13 protein-coding genes are annotated in these 19541 nt (G+C 50.4%); 10 read left to right on the forward strand and 3 right to left on the reverse strand.

Features of this window, described 5'->3' with window-relative positions; all coding sequences use genetic code 11:
* From EPD17_RS08425 to EPD17_RS08460, 8 genes are all read left to right on the forward strand, one after another.
* Complete coding sequence (locus tag EPD17_RS08425) at positions 1–360, forward strand: Na+/H+ antiporter subunit C (RefSeq protein ID WP_132053391.1); 360 nt, start codon at positions 1–3, stop codon at positions 358–360.
* On the forward strand, positions 347–1879 hold the full coding sequence (locus tag EPD17_RS08430; protein WP_204743368.1) for a proton-conducting transporter transmembrane domain-containing protein: 1533 nt from the start codon (positions 347–349) through the stop codon (positions 1877–1879). Before EPD17_RS08425 ends, EPD17_RS08430 begins: the two co-directional genes overlap by 14 nt.
* Positions 1876–2355: a Na+/H+ antiporter subunit E gene (locus EPD17_RS08435; protein WP_204743370.1), complete on the forward strand. Its 480-nt coding sequence runs from the start codon at positions 1876–1878 to the stop codon at positions 2353–2355. Before EPD17_RS08430 ends, EPD17_RS08435 begins: the two co-directional genes overlap by 4 nt.
* Before the next feature lie 2 nt (positions 2356–2357).
* Positions 2358–2633 carry a cation:proton antiporter gene (locus EPD17_RS08440; protein ID WP_132053393.1) on the forward strand — a complete coding sequence of 92 codons (276 nt, stop codon included), beginning with the start codon at positions 2358–2360 and terminating at the stop codon, positions 2631–2633.
* Positions 2626–3018: a monovalent cation/H(+) antiporter subunit G gene (gene mnhG, locus EPD17_RS08445; protein WP_114235128.1), complete on the forward strand. Its 393-nt coding sequence runs from the start codon at positions 2626–2628 to the stop codon at positions 3016–3018. Before EPD17_RS08440 ends, mnhG begins: the two co-directional genes overlap by 8 nt.
* Positions 3019–3422: 404 nt before the next feature.
* Positions 3423–5864, forward strand: coding sequence for an alpha-L-rhamnosidase-related protein (locus EPD17_RS08450; protein ID WP_132053395.1), 2442 nt, complete (start codon positions 3423–3425; stop codon positions 5862–5864).
* A gap of 274 nt (positions 5865–6138) precedes the next feature.
* Complete coding sequence (locus EPD17_RS08455; protein ID WP_114235126.1) at positions 6139–6597, forward strand: (2Fe-2S)-binding protein; 459 nt, start codon at positions 6139–6141, stop codon at positions 6595–6597.
* 2 nt (positions 6598–6599) lie between these two features.
* Positions 6600–8771, forward strand: a complete 2172-nt coding sequence (locus EPD17_RS08460) for a xanthine dehydrogenase family protein molybdopterin-binding subunit (RefSeq protein ID WP_132053397.1) — start codon at positions 6600–6602, stop codon at positions 8769–8771.
* 567 nt (positions 8772–9338) lie between these two features.
* Here the strand turns inward: EPD17_RS08460 and EPD17_RS08465 are convergent.
* The 3 genes from EPD17_RS08465 to EPD17_RS08475 all read right to left on the reverse strand — a co-directional run bounded on the left by EPD17_RS08465 (position 9339) and on the right by EPD17_RS08475 (position 14397).
* Positions 9339–12215, reverse strand: coding sequence for a PVC-type heme-binding CxxCH protein (locus tag EPD17_RS08465; protein WP_132053399.1), 2877 nt, complete (start codon positions 12213–12215; stop codon positions 9339–9341).
* Positions 12216–12331: 116 nt separating this feature from the next.
* The gene (locus EPD17_RS08470) at positions 12332–12982 is read right to left on the reverse strand and encodes a 3-keto-disaccharide hydrolase (RefSeq protein ID WP_132053401.1); all 651 of its coding nucleotides are present in this window, start codon (positions 12980–12982) and stop codon (positions 12332–12334) included.
* A gap of 143 nt (positions 12983–13125) precedes the next feature.
* The gene (locus EPD17_RS08475; RefSeq protein ID WP_204743372.1) at positions 13126–14397 is read right to left on the reverse strand and encodes an FG-GAP repeat domain-containing protein; all 1272 of its coding nucleotides are present in this window, start codon (positions 14395–14397) and stop codon (positions 13126–13128) included.
* 544 nt (positions 14398–14941) lie between these two features.
* Here EPD17_RS08475 and EPD17_RS08480 point away from each other — a divergent pair.
* Entirely contained in the window at positions 14942–18094 is a 3153-nt protein-coding gene (locus EPD17_RS08480) for a TonB-dependent receptor (RefSeq protein WP_132053403.1), read from the forward strand.
* Positions 18095–18133: 39 nt separating this feature from the next.
* Positions 18134–19504, forward strand: coding sequence for an alkaline phosphatase family protein (locus tag EPD17_RS08485; RefSeq protein ID WP_204743374.1), 1371 nt, complete (start codon positions 18134–18136; stop codon positions 19502–19504).
* Positions 19505–19541 lie beyond the last annotated feature (37 nt).

Raw genomic sequence — 19541 nt, forward strand, 5'->3', positions numbered from 1 at the left:
ATGGAGATTATTCTGGCCGTGATTGTGGGGCTTTTGTATGCATCGGGCATTTACCTGATGCTACGGCGCAGCCTGGTAAAACTGGTGGTGGGGCTGGTGCTGCTGGGCAACGGCGTGAACCTGCTGATTTTTTTGCTGGGTGGATTGGTGCGGGGTAAGCCGCCGCTCATCCCGGATACCGAAACCTACCTGGGGCAGGTATACGCCGACCCGGTGCCGCAGGCGCTCATTCTTACCGCCATTGTGATCTCTTTCGGCCTGCAATCTTTTGCCATCGTGCTGATCAAGCGAACGTATGTGGTGGTGAACACCGACGATATGGACCAAATACATTCAACAGAAGAAGATGATGACTATTAACCTGATTATTTTACCGGTAATGCTGCAGTTTTCGCTGGCCATTCTTCTGTTGTTTTTCTGGAGGAGAATTTTCACGCAAAAAATCATCAGCATTGCCGGCAGCATTCTTTCCATTGTCGTGTCGGCATCCCTGTTCAGTGCGGTATATGATGGTGAAATATTAACCATGCAGGCCGGTAATTGGGGGCCGCCTTTCGGCATCACGTTCGTGGCCGATACATTCAGCGCCACCATGGTATTGCTTGCGTCTATTTCTGCTGCCGCGGTAACGGTTTTTTCATCGGTTACCATCAAGCGGGCCCGGATGAAATTTGGTTATTTTCCCAGTTTTCATTTTTTGGTGATGGGTCTCAACGGCGCTTTTTTAACCGGCGATATTTTTAATTTATACGTGTGGTTCGAGGTTATTATCATTTCCTCGTTTGTGTTCATTACGCTGGGTGGTAAAAAGGTTCAGATCGAAGGCGCAGTAAAATATTTTACGCTCAACTTCCTGGCCTCAATGATTTTTTTAACGGCCATTGCCGTGTTGTATGGATTAGCCGGAAGCCTCAATATGGCCGATTTGGCGGGTAAAATTAAAACCATCCAAAACCAGGGCCTGGTGCAGGTTACAGCCATTTTGTTCCTGGTGGGTTTTGGAATTAAATCGGCCATGTTTCCGCTCTATTTCTGGCTGCCTGATTCGTACCACACACCACAGGCTGCTATCTCGTCCATCTTTGCTGGATTGCTTACAAAGGTCGGCATCTATGCATTGCTGCGGGTATTCAGTTTGATCTTTATTCCCGATGCATTTATGAAATCGCTGATCGTGATACTGGCAGCAATGACATTGATCAGCGGCGGGCTGGGTGCAGTGGTGCAAACCAATATGCGCAAGATGTTTTCTTACCTCATCGTGTGTCATATCGGTTATATGATTGGCGGCCTGGGAATGTTTACTGTTGCCGCGTTATCGGGTGCTGTTTTTTACCTCATTCACGACATCATCATCAAAACTAATTTGTTCCTGGTTGGCGGGTTGGTGTATAAAATAAGTGGCGAACTGAACATGAAACGAATGGGCGGCATTTATGCTAACTACCCACTATTGTCGCTGCTGATTGCAGTGCCGCTGTTTTCGCTGATTGGTGTGCCGCCGCTATCCGGTTTTTGGCCCAAAATCAACCTGTTTAGCGAAAGCTTCACTACCGCCAACTATTTCCTCCTGGGCAGCCTCATATTTGGCAGCATCATTACCTTGTTTGTACTGGCCCGTTTTTGGTCCGAAGCGTTTTGGAAAAAATGGGAGCACCCGGTGCGCAAGCCCCACATTCGGTATTACGATCAGATGCCGCAGAGTGAACGGGCCATGCTGATCATCCCGATCCTGTTTCTCAGTTTTATTTCGCTGTACATGGGGCTGGGCGCCGAAAATATTTTTCGCTTGTCGAACCAGATCGCATCGGAACTGATCGACACATCGGCATATATCAATGCTGTATTGGGCAGTGTAACTACAAACGTAACGCCATGATGCAGAAAAGATTTTTACTCAACGTAATGCTTACCCTGGTTTGGATTGCCATCACGGGCACGTTTACGTACCTCAATTTCCTCCTGGGTTTTGCCATCAGTTATTTTATTCTTTGGATCATCAGCCGCAACAGCGACGACAAACGCTATTTCACCATTGCATTTAAGGTGCTGGGTTTTTTCTTTTTCTTTTTGTACGAAATGCTGAAGGCCAACTGGCAGGTGGCTTACGAAGTAATGACCTCCAACCTGCACATGAAGCCGGGTATTGTAAAAATAGAACTGGATGCAAAAACCGACCTGGAAATAACGATGCTGTCCAACCTTATCTCGCTAACGCCGGGCACGCTGGTGGTGGATGTTTCCGACGACAGGCGGGTAATGTATGTTCACGGGATGTACCTCGAAGACCGGGAGAAGTTTATTGAATCAATCAAGCTGCGGCTCGAAAGGCCGTTGCTCAACATAATGCGGTGATCATGAGTTTATACAATTATCTGCTTTATTTTATTTTGCCGGTGCTGTCGCTCTCCACTGTGTTTGTGTTCATCCGGTTTTTGAAAGGCCCCAGCATAGTGGATCGCGTGGTGTCGCTTGATTTACTCGTAAACATTGGCCTGGGTTCTATTGCCGTGTACAGTGTGCTTACGCAGCAAGGCACTTTCCTCGACATTGCCATGGTTGTGGCACTCATCGGGTTTTTGTCTACGGTGGCTTTTTCTTATTACCTGGAAAAAAGAAGAAACAATGATTGATATCCTCATCATGATATTTTCCGGTATTGGCGCCATTGCCATTTTGCTCGCATCGATCGGGATGCTGCGCATGCCGGACCTGTATTTGCGCCTTTCAGTAACTACTAAAGCAGCTACTTTGGGTGTGGGTTTGATCCTGATTGGTGCGGCATTTTATTTTCAAAACGTGGGTGTTACCTCACGGGTATTGGCCATTATATTTTTCATTACAGTTACGGCACCGGTAAGTGCCCAACTCATTGGCCGTGCTGCGTATTTGATCAAAACAAAAATGTGGGAGCATACCGTCACCGACGAACTGGAAGGCATGTATGACAGCTCAAACGGCTCACTGCATGGCATTGAAACGTCGGATGAAAAAGATGCGCAGATCATACAAGACTAGCTTATTTGAATCGGCAGCTTTAAAGTCTTGGATTGAAGAATCTAAATTGTTTCAAGGTATCTGGATGCATTCTACTTACATACAGATTGGAGCAAAAGTTTGTCCCCGGAATTGTTGAACAATGTTCTGCTGTCCTTCATCACAGTAGCACTAAAGCCACATCAATGCGTCATCCCGAAATCCGGCTGTGATTTGATTTCGGGCCTGCTTTTTTGGCCCTTTTTTGCAGTAGCAAAAAATTAAAAGCAACATCTAGCACTATGTAAGCAAAGCAACCGTCTCGACACATACGCACCATTCAAGCGTCTACGACGCAGTCTTCCTGCATACCACAAAATCTCCACTGCCTTCATTTTCCTGCGAATGCTTTCTTACCTTAATGCAGTCATCTAAATTGCTGCCATATGGTCTTGCGTTTGCTGCAGGTGCTTTTCGTTTGCCTGTTTTCCCATCTTTCATTACATGCCCAGGATGCCGCTTCGGATATCATGCAGCAGCCGTGGCCGGCCCAGTGGATCACCGGCCCCGGTGCACCCATCAACCGCTGGAATGCACACATGGATGTAAGTCTGAAGGATTATGGTGTTTATAAGTTTCGAAAGACTATTGATTTGGCCGAACGGCCTGCTTCTTTTGTAGTGCATGTTTCGGCCGACAACCGGTATAAACTTTTTGTAAACGGGACGCAGGTAAGCCAGGGCCCGGCACGTGGTGATTTGTATTACTGGAACTTTGAAACCATCGACCTGGCGCCCTACCTGCAAAGGGGAAAAAATTTAGTGTCGGCTCTGGTTTGGAACGAAGGCAAGCTAAAACCCGAAGCGCAAATCGCTTACCTCACGGGTTTCATCATGCAGGGCGCTACACCGGATGCAGAAATACTCAACACAAACAAAACCTGGAAAGCAGTAAAAGACAGCAGCTACCAGCCGCTTAGCGTAAAAGTAATGGGCTATTACGTGGCCGGCCCTGCAGAATTGGTACACATGGCGCAGCATGTAAAAGGCTGGATGAATGAAGCTTACAATGATGCGGCGTGGGCAGCTGCCCGTGAAATTGGCCCGGGCCTTACCAAAGATGCATCGGTAGATGCAAGGGGATGGATGCTGGTGCCCTCACCGCTGCCGCAAATGGAAATGAAAGTGCAGCGACTGGCCACATTGCGTCGGGCTGAAGGCGTGCAGGTGCCTAACGGTTTTCCAGCTACAAAAACGGCTGTAACTATCCCGCCCAACACCAGCGCTACGCTGTTACTTGACCAGGGTTTTTTGACCAATGCTTACCCTACACTGCAGTTCAGTGGCGGGCGGGGTACCGGCATTTCGATGGCTTATGCCGAAGGGCTTTATGTACACAAAAACGAGAAGATTGATGGGCCTTCATTACCGATGCTGCCGAAGGAAAACCGAAATGAAGTGGACGGCAAAATTTTCATTGGTAAAAAGGACAGCGTCATTTCGGACGGTACTAACGGGCAGGAGTACACGCCTTTGTGGTGGCGTACTTACCGCTACCTGCAAATTAAAATCACGACCCTTGCCGAGCCCCTGTTACTGGAGGATATTTGGGGCACGTTCACCGGTTATCCATTTCAATACAATGCAAAGCTGCAAGGGGTAGGAGCAGAGCTGCAACAAATGATGGACATTGGCTGGCGCACCGCAAGGCTTTGTGCGTTTGAAACCTACATGGACTGCCCTTATTACGAGCAGTTGCAATACATTGGCGATGCCCGCATCCAGGCGCTGGTTTCACTTTACAACAGCGGCGATGATCGCCTCGGCCGCTATGCCATCAACCTCATGGACCGTTCGCGGCTGGCGGAGGGCATTACATTAAGCCGGTATCCAACCGACCTGCACCAACAGATTCCTACTTTTTCGCTGTGGTGGATCGGCATGTTGCACGACTATTGGATGTACCGGCCCGACGCTAATTTTATCCGTGAAAAGCTGCCCGGTGCCCGGCAGGTAATTCATTTTTTTGAACGCTACCAGGGAGTCGAAGGCTCGTTGAAAAATGTACCGTATTGGAATTTTACCGATTGGGTGCGGGGAGAAAAAGAATGGAACTACGGGATGGCGCCGGTAGGTAAAAGGGGCGAATCGGCGGTGCTGGACCTGCACCTGTTGTGGACCTATCAACTGGCCGCAGCCATGGAAGCAAAATTGGGCCTGGCGGACCTTTCTCGGTTGTATGCAAAAAAAGCAGCTCAGTTGAAAAAGACCATTCAGCAAAAATATTGGCACAGCGGCCGCAGGCTTTTTGCCGATGCGGAAAGTAAAGAACTTTTTTCGCAACATGCCAATGCACTGGCCATTCTTTCGGGTATGGTTGCCGGGCCCGAAGCCACAGCATTGGCCCGCAAAATGTTGACTGATTCATCGCTGGCACAAGCCTCGATTTATTTCAAATATTATGTGCACCAGGCGTCGGTAAAAGCGGGCCTCGGTGCCGAGTATCTTTCGTGGTTGGATATTTGGCGCGAAAACATGGCGCAGGGCCTCACCACCTGGGCCGAAACATCGGATGTAAGCACCACCCGCTCCGATTGTCATGCGTGGGGCTCCAGTCCGAACATCGAGTTGTTCCGCACCGTACTGGGCATCGACAGCGATGCGCCGGGTTTTGCCCGGGTAAAAATAGAGCCGCATTTAGGTGCCATTCAGAACATCAGCGGCGAGATGCCACACCCTATTGGTAGCATTGCGGTGCAATATCAAACCACAGGTAAAACGGTGCAGGCAACCATCACGTTACCAGCGCAGGTGGGAGGTAGGTTTTTATGGAAAGGAAAAAACTATCCTTTAAAAGGTGGGAAAAATTTAGTGAATGTGCCATTGTAAATTAATCTTGCTTTTGCCGGGTAAATGAAATGGCCGTAAAGTTTTATATAGGTTATTTAACCCCATTTCAGAACGCTTAATTTCAATTCATGCTAATCTTGCAGGTGGCAAAACGAACGAGGCATTTTCAACCAATTGCTCGTTAAATATTTTCATTGCCTTTAATGCAGCCCTGCTTTTATTGCACGTTGGGCCCATTCACTGGAAAATTTGTATTTTCTCACGCCAAAAGCGGCCCCGATTGCCAAATCATCTTTGATTTAATATTAGCTATATGCCCTTATACAAACTTCAAATTAATGGACAAACACACGAGGTGGACGTAGATGCCGATACGCCCCTGCTGTGGGTGCTGCGCGACAACCTGAACCTGGTAGGTACCAAGTACGGATGCGGCGTAGCACAATGCGGCGCCTGCACGGTTCATTTCAATGGCTCGGCCACCCGCTCTTGCGTGTTGCCGGTAAGCGCTATTGGCAACTCCAAAATCACTACCATCGAAGGCTTGTCGGTCAATGGCGACCACCCGCTGCAACAGGCGTGGGATGAAGTGGACGTGGCCCAATGCGGCTATTGCCAGGCCGGGCAGATCATGTCGGCGGCAGCCCTGCTGCAGCAAAAGCCAAAGCCCACCATGGAGGAAATTGACCGCACCATGCAAGGCAATATTTGCCGCTGCGGCGCTTACCACCGCATTCGTGAAGCCATCAAATTAGCCAGCACAAAAGCATAAATATGTCAACTGTAAATAAAAGCAGGAGAGCCTTTTTAAGAAACTCCCTATTGACCACCGGCGGACTGATGCTGGGCTTCAACTGGCTCAGCGCCGAAGCGGCCCCGGCCATTATTGGCAATGCATCCGGCGCTGCATCGGGGCTAGGTTTTAATAGCTTTTTGTCCATCGCCACCGATGGCACCATCACCATCTTTTCGCCCAACCCCGAGCTGGGCCAAAACATCCTGACCTCGTTTCCCATGATCGTGGCGGAAGAGCTGGATGCTGACTGGAAAAATGTAAAAGTGGTGCAGGCTGCACTCGACACCAAAGCCTTCGACCGGCAGGTAACCGGCGGCAGCGGTGCCGTGCCGCATTCATGGAAGTTGCTGCGCAATGCAGGCGCCACTGCACGCCACATGCTGGTGCAGGCTGCTGCGCAAAAATGGGGCGTGGCGGTTGATGAATGCACCACTGGCGAAGGGTTTGTAGTGCACACCAAAACAGGCCGCAAACTGGGTTATGGCGAGCTGGCCGAAGATGCGGCCAAGCTACCCGTGCCTAAGGATGTGCCGCTGAAAGACCGCAAAGATTTTAAACTCATTGGCAAGGCTGTTAAGAACGTTGCTAACAAAGATATTACCACCGGCAAGCCCTTGTTTGGCCTCGATTTTCGCCGCGATGGAATGGTACTGGCCATGCTGCAGCGTCCGCCTGCATTTGGCACCAAAATCAAATCCGTAGATGATGCCGCAGCCAAAGCAGTGCCCGGCATCACGCATGTGGTAAGGTTTGGCAATAATGTGGCCGTTGTAGGTAAATCTACCTGGGCCATCATTAAAGCCCGCAGGCTGCTGAACGTGGAATATGAAAAAGATGGCGCACTGGAAAGCAGCGAAGACCACGACCGACTGTTCAAAACCTTGTTGGATTCGGATAAGGCAACGGTGCGCCGAAAAGATGGCGATGTAGCAACAGCTTTCAGCACGGCTGCAAAAGTTGTTCGCGCCGAATACCAATGCCCGTTCATTGCGCACAGCCCCATGGAACCGATGAACTTTTTTGCGCATGTGCGGGAAGACGGCGTTGAGCTAGTTGGCCCCACGCAAACTCCCGCTGCGGCCCGTACGGCCGTTTCAAAATTGCTGAACATCTCCGAAGAAAAAATTACCGTAGAAATGACCCGCCTGGGTGGTGGCTTTGGCCGCCGCTTGAAGACCGATTATGTAACCGAAGCCGCCGAACTATCGAGCATTATTAAAGCGCCGGTAAAATTGATCTGGTCAAGGGAAGATGATATGACCGGCGGCAGCTACCGGCCTGCAGTACGCTACCGCTTTGAAGCGGCGCTGGACGCCAGCGGCAACATGATTGGCTATAAACTCAGGGGCGTGGGCATCAACTCGGGCAACCCAACAAGGGAAGATAATTTTCCTTCGGGTGCCGTGCCGCACCTGTTGATCGATTCGGTGGAACATGCATCGCCCATCACTACCGGTGCGTGGCGTGCACCCATCACCAATTTCCTGGCTTTTGCCGAGCAATCCTTCCTTGATGAAGTGGCGCAGGCAGCAAAAAAAGACCCGATCGTATTCAGGTTGGAGTTGTTGGGAAAAGCAAAGACCGCCCCGGTTGGTGCCATCAAATACGACATTGACCGCATGATTGGCGTTACCAAACTGGTTGCCGAAAAATCGGCTTGGGGTACCAAAAAAGGAGTAGGACAGGGCTTCAGTGTGTACTTCTCGCACCGGTCCTATGTGGCGCAGGTAGCTGATGTTGTCATGCAAAACGGCAAGCCGGTTGTCAAAAAAATCTATGCTGCATCCGACTGCGGACAAGTGGTCAACTTAAGTGGTGCCCGCCAGCAGGTGATGGGTGGCATTGTGGATGGCCTGGGCCATGCCATGTACAGCAAGCTTACGTTTAAAGACGGCGCGCCCCAGGAAAATAATTTTGGCAGCTACCGCCTCATCCGCATGACGGAAATACCCGAAATCGAAACCTATTTTGTAGACAACGGTATTGATCCAACCGGCTTGGGCGAACCGGCATTGCCACCAACCGGTGGCGCCGTGGGCAACGCTATCTTCAAAGCCTCGGGGCAGCGCCTGCGCAGCCAACCATTTGTGGATGATGCCATTTTTAATGGCAAACCTGCAGGTGTGAATAAGACTGCACGGCCGGCATAATAGTATTGTTTTTAGAAAGCAACGATTTATAAACCTTAATAAAAAATCCCGCATGTCCAATGCGGGATTTTTTTATGTGCAAGAAATTGAAACCAATTCACTTTTTGCGGTAAACCATTTGTTTGTCATGCTGAGCGCAGCGAAGCATCTGAGTGTTGTAGCATGACGAACTGTTGAATGAAACGTAGACTCTTTAATACTTTGGAATTTGTGTTGGTATAGGCTCAGATCCTTCGCTGCGCTCAGGATGACAGAGGCAAAAGCGTGCTCTGTGAACTGAGTACATTATATGCAAAAAGTAAAATTCCAAAGATGTTGTAGGACACTTTTTACAATCAGCATCTGTCATGCCGAACTTGTTTCGGCATCCCCTACACTTGGCGGAGTTGATCACAGCACAAGGAGATGCCGAAACAAGTTCGGCATGACAACCCTAATGGGGGATGATGGTTTCCCAAACACAATAATTTTAGCAGTAAAACACAATACACAGTGAATGAGGCGACCTTCATTTACTGGTGGTTAGCAAAGTGTAACGCCAACCCATAACCGAAAAAGTGCAACCATTTAATTACTAGCCAGTGCCTTTTTAAGCAATGCCTCAATCTCGTGGTTATGATGCGTTTCGGGATTGCTTTTTACCCGGTGTTCCAACTCCTGCAATGCCTTAATGGATTCAGCCGATTTGATGGCGCCTAGCCGCTTAATGGTAAACGGTAAGATATGGGGCACCTTGGCTTTTGCGGCAACATCGGCAGCACGGGTTACATTGGTAGGTACAGCCGGTTCAAAAGCGTACCACAGCATCAGCGGCAGGTTATGGTCGGCTTTATCTTCTGCTTTTTGCAACAAGGCTTCCAAAACTTCCCATCGTTGCTCCAACGCGGTGCGCTGCATGGCAGATGCCAGGTACAGGCGCACCAGTGCCGATGTATCTTCTTGGGCCATTGTTGCAAAACGTTGGAGCGCTGCCGCCGACAACGCTTTGTTTTCTGCCAGCAGTTGAATGGCCCAGCTCCGCATGTATTCGTTTTCGTGATCCAGCAGCTTCAGGAGTTCGGCTTCCTTCAGGCCATTGGTTACATGCAGCGTCCAAAGGGCCCGCAGCTTACGGGTCACGTCAGGGTTGTTGTGCAAAATATCTTTTAATGCCTTGTGCACTTTTTTATTGCCGCCGCGTTCCTGCAATACCAGCCGCGCATTGCGCACATACCATTCGTTGGAATGCAGATGGTAGGCCACCAGTTCTTTATCCGATGCTTTTGTCAGATCAACCTGTACCCATTTGTCGGTTTCGTGGCTGATGCGGAAAATGCGACCCATCGTTTTCTGGTGCACATCGGGGTTGGAGCTATGGCATTGGTTCTTATCGTACCAGTCAATGGCATAAACCGACCCACTGGGACCATAGCGGAAATTTAGCCACTGCGACCAGGTATCATTCGTCAACAAAAAGTCTTCGCCATGGTGGGCCACATACCCCGAGCCCTTGCGGACCGGCCGGTCCATATTTACCCGGCTGCCATGAATGTTGTTCATGAAAATATTGTTGCGGTATTCTTTGGGCCAAAGCTCGCTACCCAGGTAAATCATGGCACCCGCATGGGCATGCCCGCCGCCTGCAGAATTAGACCGGAAGTTGCCGGCATGCGGCCCGCGGTCGCCCACCCAATGCACATGGTCGCCCACCTGCTTGATGTCTTCGTACGTATAGGCGTTAAAATGTTCGCCTGCCTGGCGTTGGTAGCGGGCACCCTGGATGGTTTGAAACATATGCGGGATCACGCAAACGGTGATGAATGAATGGCCGTAATCGTTGAAATCAATACCCCAGGGGTTGCTGGTTCCTTCCGAAAACAACTCGAACTTTTTAGCCGTGGGATGATAGCGCCAAATACCTGCGTTTAGTTTTACCCGCTCGCCATCCGGTGCGCCGGGGCGGCCAACGTTGGAGTGGGTAAACACACCATGTGTGCCGTATAACCAGCCATCTGGTCCCCAGCGAAAGTTGTTCAGAATTTCGTGGGTGTCTTCCAGCCCAAATCCATCGAGCACTACTTGCGGCGGCCCTGCAGGTTTGTCCCCTTTTTTATCAACCGGGATAAACAACAGGTGCGGCGCCGATCCCAGCCACACGCCACCCATGCCTACCTCGATGGCGCTGACCAGGTTGAGGCCTTCCATAAACACTTTCCTGTTATCGAGGGTGCCATTGCCATCGGTGTCTTCAAAAATCAGGATGCGGTCCTTGCCCCCGCCTTCCGGGGCCCGCACGGGGTAGGTGTGGGCTTCGGCCACCCAAAGCCGGCCTCTGGCATCAATGGTAAACGAAATGGGCCTTACAATTTCGGGTTCGGAGGCAGCCAGTGTCACTGAAAATCCAGCCTTCGCCGTCATGCTTTTGGCTGCCTGCTGTGCCGATAACCCGGCATGTACAATAGGATCGAGCGGCGGCAAAATAATGATGTCTTCCTTTTTCAGTTCATTCGGAAAATCGGGGCGGGCGGCGTAAAAAAGAAAGTCGTCGAAATTAATATGTGCCCACGTATCATCACCGATGTATGGGATCTGCGAAATGCCGGTTTCGTTGTCAATAATGCGGATAAATATTTCCTTATTCAGGTGCGCCGAAAGGTCCACCACCACGGGTTGCAGCGTAGCCCGACCCGTGCCCGTGATCTGGAAAATCACTTCCTTGTTGTCGGCACGCACCAGTTCCACGCGGGTATCCTGCAAGGCGCCGCCCGATACTTTAAATGCAGCAAACGGATGCGTGACGGTAAAGGGCGCCGATGTAAGTGTGCCGGTTTGCTTATAGTTTTTGGTGCCGCCGCTGGTCAGAAAATAGTTGCCCGAAAAACCAATCTTCATGTCTTTTTCGTGTACCGGCGATGGCTCGGCGCTGATCAATGCATTGTTGAATGCTGAGCCGGTTGCGGTCCAGTCCTGCAGGTTGCCCGATTCAAAATTCAGGTTCAGGTCTTTGCCCTCTGCTTTGGGCCTGATACCGCTTACCGTGTTGCCATCAGTAATGGGGCCTTCCACTACTTCAAATTTGCCCACCATACCTGCCTGCCGGTGCCCCGGAATGGTGCAGAAATAAGTATCGCTTTGCAGCGCCTGGAATACAATGCTGGTAGTGCTGCCTTTTTCCACCAGCACCTTGCTTTTTACGCCCATCTTTTCCAGGGCAATATCGTGGGTCATCGTTTCGCCGTTCACAATGGTGATGCGCACCGATTCGCCGCTTTGTGCTTTCAGTACGGGGTTGCGGGTGCCATCGGTGCCAAAGTAGCCCAGCATGGTGGCTTGCAGCGTATAGTCGCGGTCGTATTCTTTTGTTTTGGCAGTTTTTGCGGCAGCATTTTTAGCTTGTTGGCTAAATGCTGCAGGGTGCAGCACCACGGCAAAAATCAGGCAGATTAAAAGACTATTGGAGAGCATACAATCTTGTGGTTTATTCGTGTAGTGAACGTGTGGTTTCAGGTGTAATTTAACAGGAGATCAAAAGTGTTTTTGAAAAATGCAAACGCATGTTTGTATCCGTCGAAAAACTTGGCTCACTGCGCAGGCACCTGCCCTTTTATTTCCTGTAAAAAAATGTCCTTGTAGTGCACCTGCACTTTGCCGCCGCCATGCACCTGAAATGCAATAAGCCCCGATTGCGGGATCGCGGCATCCCCTTCGGTGTAGGCGATGGTTTGTTCGCCGTTTAAAAAAATGCGGATGTTCTTTCCTTCGGTGCGGATTTCGTAATCATTCCAATCGTTGCGGCGCAGCAGGCGTTTGATCTGCGCCGTATCAGCTACCGCCAGTAGCTTGTTGCGCCTCGATTCGTCGTACAAACTGCCCCAATAGCCATCGCCAATATCGGCCTGGTAACCGGTCATTTCATGGGCAGGATCTTTGATGCGCTGGCTGTGAAACTGCACGCCGCCATTGATGAATCCTTCGTGGCCGGTGAGCTTGAATTTGAGCCGGAGCACATAGTTGGAAAAGCTTTTGGTGGTGGCAATAAATTCATTGTGCGGCACTTCTGTTGTAAGCGAACCGCCCACCAGTGCGCCGCCTTCAATACGCCATGTATTTGTGGTGTCGCCTTCCCAGCCGTTAAACGTTTTGCCATCAAAGAGCGCAATCGTTTGCGACTGTGCATTGGCCGCTGGCGCCTGCAGGATAAAGGCAAAAAGGAGGGCTGCAATCGCTTTCATGATGATCAGGTTTTGTTGCGCCAAAAACCACCAAGACAGAAAGTTACACAAAGATTTTGGCGCAGTATTTCAAACGTAAATCGAAATGGGTTCAAAGGTAATTAGCCAGTTGAATCAGTGTCTGTTGGTAGTGCAGGCAAATGTCATCGGGCCGCTTTATTACTGTCGTGGCTATTTTGTTTAAAAACAAAAACGCCTTTTTTATTGGCTACGATGATGTCTTTCAATCCATCTGCTGTAATGTCTTTTACCAACACTTCCACGCCAACACCGGATGCATCGTCAATTTGGTGTGGTATCCATTGCGGCCTAGGTCCTGCTTTTAATTCAAACCAATACAGCACTGGCGGATTCAGTTCGCCGGGATCGCGGCCCATGTGTGCAAAATAGCGCATGCCGGTTACCAGGTCCGGCGCACCATCACCGTTCATGTCGGTAAGGGCCAGTCCGTGTGTTTGCGAAAATGCTTCTGATATAGTATGCGTTACCCAAGTGCTTTTGCCCTGCGACTCTTTTACCTGCTCGTGCCACCAGATGCCCAGCCCATGTGCCGATGATGACACTACGTCGGCATCGCCATCTCGGTCAAAATCGAACACATGCATTTGCGCTGCAGCCTGCCCTAAGTTGGCTTCGTGAAAAACCCATCCCGGCTGGTGCACATTGGCCGGTGCTTCCCACCAGCCTTTTGTAATGATCACATCCGGGCGGCCATCGCCATTCATGTCGCCCATGCCAAGGCCATGCGAAAATGGCTCGGCGCCCAGCACGCCTTCGTTGCTGATCACAATGGGCTCCCATTGCAGGTTGCCCGCCGTTGTAGGCGCTTTAAACCAGGTCATCTTTTTTTTATTGGCATCACCACCGAGCAAGTCGAGCCTGCCATCGCCATCAATATCGAAAAAGCCCGCCGACTCATTACCCACCGCATCATAAATGAGGTGCTTTTTCCAGTGCCCGCCCTGGCCTTTCGGGTTTTCAAACCAATAAGCTTCTTTACCCGGAAAACCAATGCGCAAAAAGTCAATCCATCCATCAAAATTCACATCCATCGTTTGGCTGATGAATGCATCGCTGTAGCCTTTGTCGTACTCAAACTTTTCTGGCTTCATGATTTCGTGTGGCGTCCAACGCGGTGCTTCAAACCAGTATGCACCGGCCAGCACATCCAACAGTCCATCTTTATTTACATCGCCCACTGCAACGCCTTCGGCAATAAATTCATTGTTAAGTATTTGTTTGGTAAATGTGGGCTGGTGTGTGCTTTGTGGCGGTGGGTTGTGCTGCGCCGTAACCCCGCAGCCGCTGTTGGCACAAAAGGTGACCAGCAACAGGAGTAGTTGAGTGGTGTGCCGGATGCGCCATCGCCCAGCCGGAAACATCCCGGTGGGCTGATATGGTTTGGGTTGGGTCATATGCAAGCTTTATGTTGTTTTGCGCCGGGCAAACCGATCCACGTTTGATGCGGAAAACACGGGCAGCTTTTGCAACTGCCAAAGAGGGTTGTTGCAAAATAGAACGTTGCCCGGTGTCGTTTTGCCTTATGTTACTGCAGATTACCGAAAATATTGGTAGAAAGCGCAAATAGTGCGGAGAAAATTCCCGCTTTATTGAATACCCTGATCAATTAAAGCTCATCGTGACAACCACCCGGTGCTGCAGCAACCATATGATATTAAATTGCATTGACTAAATCATCCGGAATACTTCTGAAGGTTCTTATTTGCCCAGCAGTCGTTTATTGCTCCCCACTTAAACTTAATATAGCGGTCATTTTGGCTTCACTTTAAGATAACATCCGTTTCTTCTTTTTACACCGCGAAACACAACAACCGCATCCATCCTTGCTGAACCAAAATCTGTGCATAAAAGTGCAGGTGCTAACGGTTAGCCATAACCGTGTACGTAAAAAATACACGACCACTCGTCATCCGCTATACATTATAAACGATCATTACAATGAAACTAAGACTTTCAGTCGGACTGTTATTTCTATTGCTGTGTAACACCCTAATGGTTTTGGGCCAAAACGCCACCCAGGCCGTTGTATTGGGTGCTGTATCCAGCGCCGATGGCCCAGTACAGGGGGCTACCATTTATGTAAAAAACGAATCAACAGGTTTTACCACCTCCACGGTAACCAACAAAGAAGGCGGTTACATCTTCAACCAGTTGCCGCTGGGTTCGCCTTATTCGCTCACTGTTTCCTATGTTGGTTATAAGTCGGAAAAGAAAACCGGTATTGCACTGAACCAGGGCGACCGGCTGGAAATTGGTTTTAGCCTGATTAAAAACGAAGGAGCCCTCACCGAAGTTGTGGTAACCACTAACACCATTCGCCGCAATATTGCCAACGTAGGTGCGGCCACCACCATTTCGCCAAAAGACCTGAACACGCTGCCCGTAAACGGCCGCAATTTTACTACACTCATCGACCTTTCGCCGCTGGCCAACGGCACCAGCATTGGCGGCCAACTGCAATCGTCCACCAACTTTACCATCGATGGTATGTCGGCCAGGGGCACCATTGCCGGCGGCAACACTTCGGGTGCTTATTCCATTTCAATGGAAGCCATCCGCGAGTTTAAAGTGGTGAACAACGAATACGATGTAACCGAAGGCCGCGCAGGTGGCGGCACCATCAGCACGGTTACCAAATCGGGGACCAACACGTTTACCGGAAGCGCATTTGGCTTTTTGCGCCACAACAAACTCTCGAGTCGATATGATATTCGCGGAAACCGCCGCAACCAACCTTTTTCTACCGCTCAATACGGAGCATCCATCGGAGGCCCGATTGTAAAAGACAAAGCGCATTTCTTTTTGGTGTGGGACCACCAGCAGGATTCCCGCCCGCTGATTATTGCCGATGTGCGTTCGGCTGCCGATGAAGCTGCGTTCCGCGTAACGCAAAGCACACTGGACCGCTTTACTGCCATTGCACGGGAAAAGTATGGCGTGTCCGATAACCCGCAGTTTGGGTCCTTCGATAAAGGCCGTTCTACCGATGCCATCTTTGGCCGGGTGGACTGGCAGTTGAACAGCAAAAACCTGCTCACCATCCGCAACAACTATGTGTACGAACTGGATAATCTTTCGGAAGGCGACAACTCGGGCATCAATGCACGGGAGTCATATATCGACCGCAAGAAAATGAACAACAGCCTGATTGTGTCGCTGCGTTCGGCCATCAACTCCAAGCTTACCAACGAGTTCAAGGCGCAGCAATTTTTGCAGCACGAATTTGTAATTCCAAGCCCCGAGTTGCCGCCTGCAGGTATTCCACGTGCCATCGTTGAAAACGTGACTTCGGTTGGTGAAAAAGGCACCAACTATACCAACTCCATCCAGATCGGCGGCCAGCGCTTTTCGCCGGAGTGGTTTAAAGGCACCGTGTACCAGGTGGTGAACAACCTGTATTACAATACCGAGCGGGCCAAGTTTACTTTTGGTGTGGACATGATGTACACCAAGATGCACAACGTGTACGGCAGCGAAATGAACGGCCGCTTTTTCTTTACCGGCCTGGATAATTTTGAAAAAGGCATTCCTTACCGCTATGCCCGTGAGATTGCCATTGTGGATGATCCTTCAACAGTGTTGCACCAGCTGGCTTCGGGTGTATATGGCCAAATGGAAACGCGGCTGGGCCGGGGTTTCAACCTGTTGGCAGGTGTTCGTTTAGACAATACCCAATACCTGAACGGCGCCAACTACAATGCCGTTGCAGAAAAGGAACTGGGCATTGTTACCAATAATAAAATCCAGACGCTGCAGGTGCAACCACGTTTTGAATTGATGTGGGATGTAAACGAAAAGAAGCGTGATTTTATCCGCTTTGGTGCCGGCATTTTTGGTTCCAACCTGAACCCGTATTCGATGATCAACAACATCCTGTTTGATGGTACCAAAGTGGCCGCTGTGGATATGACCACCAACGTGCCCACGCCTGATTTTGAACGCTATCGCCAGGATCCTTCCACTGCACCGGGTAAAGACCTGTTCAACATTCCCGGCGTGGAAAAACTGATCACCATCAACACCAACGCGAAGGACGTTAAAGTGCCTACGGTGTACAAAGCAAGCCTTACCTACAACCATATGTTCAGCGAACGGCTGCGTGTTGGCATCAGCGGCTATGCTTCATTTGCCCGCAACAACTATATGTATGTTGACCGCAACATGGTGGACCAACCTTATTTCCGGATTGAGCAGGAAGCCAACCGCGGCGTGTATGTGCCGGCAAATACCATCAATGCCCGCAACGGTGTGGCCAACTGGGTAGACAGCCGCAAAACAAACACACTGGGCCGGGTGCTGGAACTGATCAGCGATGGTAAAAAGAACCAGTTTGCCGTGGTGCTGGATGGTACATTCCGGTATTACAAAGATGGCCAGATCACTGCATCGTACACCTGGAACGATAGCCGCGATAATACATCATACAACGGCAACGTAGCTAACAGTGCCACGCTGAGTTTGATGGTAAAAGACGATCCCCGCGACCTGAGCCGCATGACCTATGCCGACAACCAGTTTCGCAGCAAGGTGGTGGTGTATGCCAATGCTCCCAGCATCCGCGGCATCACCATCGGCCTGCGCTTTTCGGGCATCGGTGGCACCCGCTACTCGCTGGCGGTGGCCGGCAACATGAACGGAGATTTTGTTAACTCGAACGACCTTGCTTATATCTACGATCCCAATGATGCGGCTACGCCCAAATACATTGCAGATGGCATCAATGCCATACTGGCCAATCCCGATGTGCAGGGCAATTTCAAAGAATACCTGACGCGCAGCTTTGGCAAGATTGCAGAACGCAATGGTGGCGAAAACGGCTTCAATGGCGTGTTTGACCTGCGCCTTGCTAAAAAAGTAATGATCAATCGTAAGCACGGCGTGGAGTTGTCGATGGACCTGTTCAACGTGGCCAACACCTTCAATAAAAAACGTGGTGTAAACCAAAACCTGGGCAAGCAAAACATCTACAACATCACCTCGTTCAATGCCGCAACCGAAACATTTGGCTACCGCGTAAACACCACTTCCGGCGTGTCGCCACTGGGCGGTACACCGTTCCAGGCACAACTGGGCGTACGCTATAGTTTTTAACCGGTTGCATCAATTTTTAGAGCAGCAATAACTGTTACCATGATGACAAGAAATGCAATGATATTCGTGTTGATGATGCTGGCCGCTGCGGCAGGTGCACAAAACAGCCACGTGATCCTGATCAGCGTCGATGGCTTGCGGCCAGAGTTTTACAAAGACCCCAGCTGGGAAATGGTGAACCTGCGGCAGGGCCTGCAAAAAGGCGCTCATTCGGATGGAGTCAACGGCGTATTTCCGTCGGTTACCTATCCTTCGCATACCGCGATGATCACCGGGCAAAAGCCGCTCAAGCATGGCATCTATTACAACACACCTGTGGAAACCGATTCCATTACCGGTAAATGGTACTGGGATTATAAGGGCATCAAAGTGCCCACTGTATTTGACCTCGCGAAACAAAAAGGGCTCGTTACTGCATCGGTGTTCTGGCCCGTTACGCTGAACAGCGCCGCCGATTATGTGGTGCCCGAATACTGGTACCTGCCTAAGAAAAAGGGCGAGGAGCGGAACATGCTGAAAGCGCTGGAAGAAAACGCAACACCGAAAGGATTGTTTGCCGAAATACAGCAGCAAGCAACGGGTAAACTGGAGCCCATTGATTTCAATGGCGACTACTACGGCATCGACGACATCAATGCGCAAATGGCCTGTTACCTCATTCGCAAACACAAGCCGGCGCTGTTGTCGCTGCACCTGGTTACGGTGGATCATTTTGAACACGAGCAGGGCCGCGATGGTGACAAGGTACGCACCTCGCTGACCGTGGTGGATGGTGCACTGCGCAAGATTGTAGAAGCCACCAAAAAGGCGGGCATCTATGAGCAAACCACGTTCATCATCACCGGCGATCATGGGTTTGTAAACATCCATAATGCGCTGGCGCCAAATGTGCTGCTGCGCAAAGCGGGCCTGTATGCACCCAACAGCGGCGATAATTGGAAGGCTTACTTTCATGCATCGGGTGGCGCCACTTTTTTGCACCTGAAAGATCCTAGTGACAAGGCTACGCTGGAAAAAGTAAAAAGCCTGCTGGCCCAGCTTCCGGCCGAGCAGCAACAATTTTTTAAGATCAAAACACGCCAGCAACTGGATGCGATTGGTGCCGATCCAAATGCTGTATTAGCCTTGGCTGCGGAAAAGGGCTACACGTTTAGCTCCGATTCAAAAGGAGAGTTTATCCGCAGCGCTAAAGGCGGCACGCATGGCTACTTCCCCGATTTTAAAGAGATCCAAACCGGCTTTGTTGCCTTTGGCAAAGGCATCAGGCACGGTGCCGTGGTACCCGAAATGAATCTCACCGATATTGCACCGCTCATTGCCCACCTGCTGGGGCTGCAAATGGATGCCGGCATCGACGGTAAACTGCATCCGCAGTTGTTGCACAGCACGGGGAGCATCACGGCGAAATAGGATTTTTGCATCTTGATTTTTGATTTAAAACAGGGCA

This window comes from Pseudocnuella soli, assembly GCF_004347775.1.
Classification (GTDB): Bacteria; Bacteroidota; Bacteroidia; order Chitinophagales; family Chitinophagaceae; genus Flavisolibacter; species Flavisolibacter aquaticus.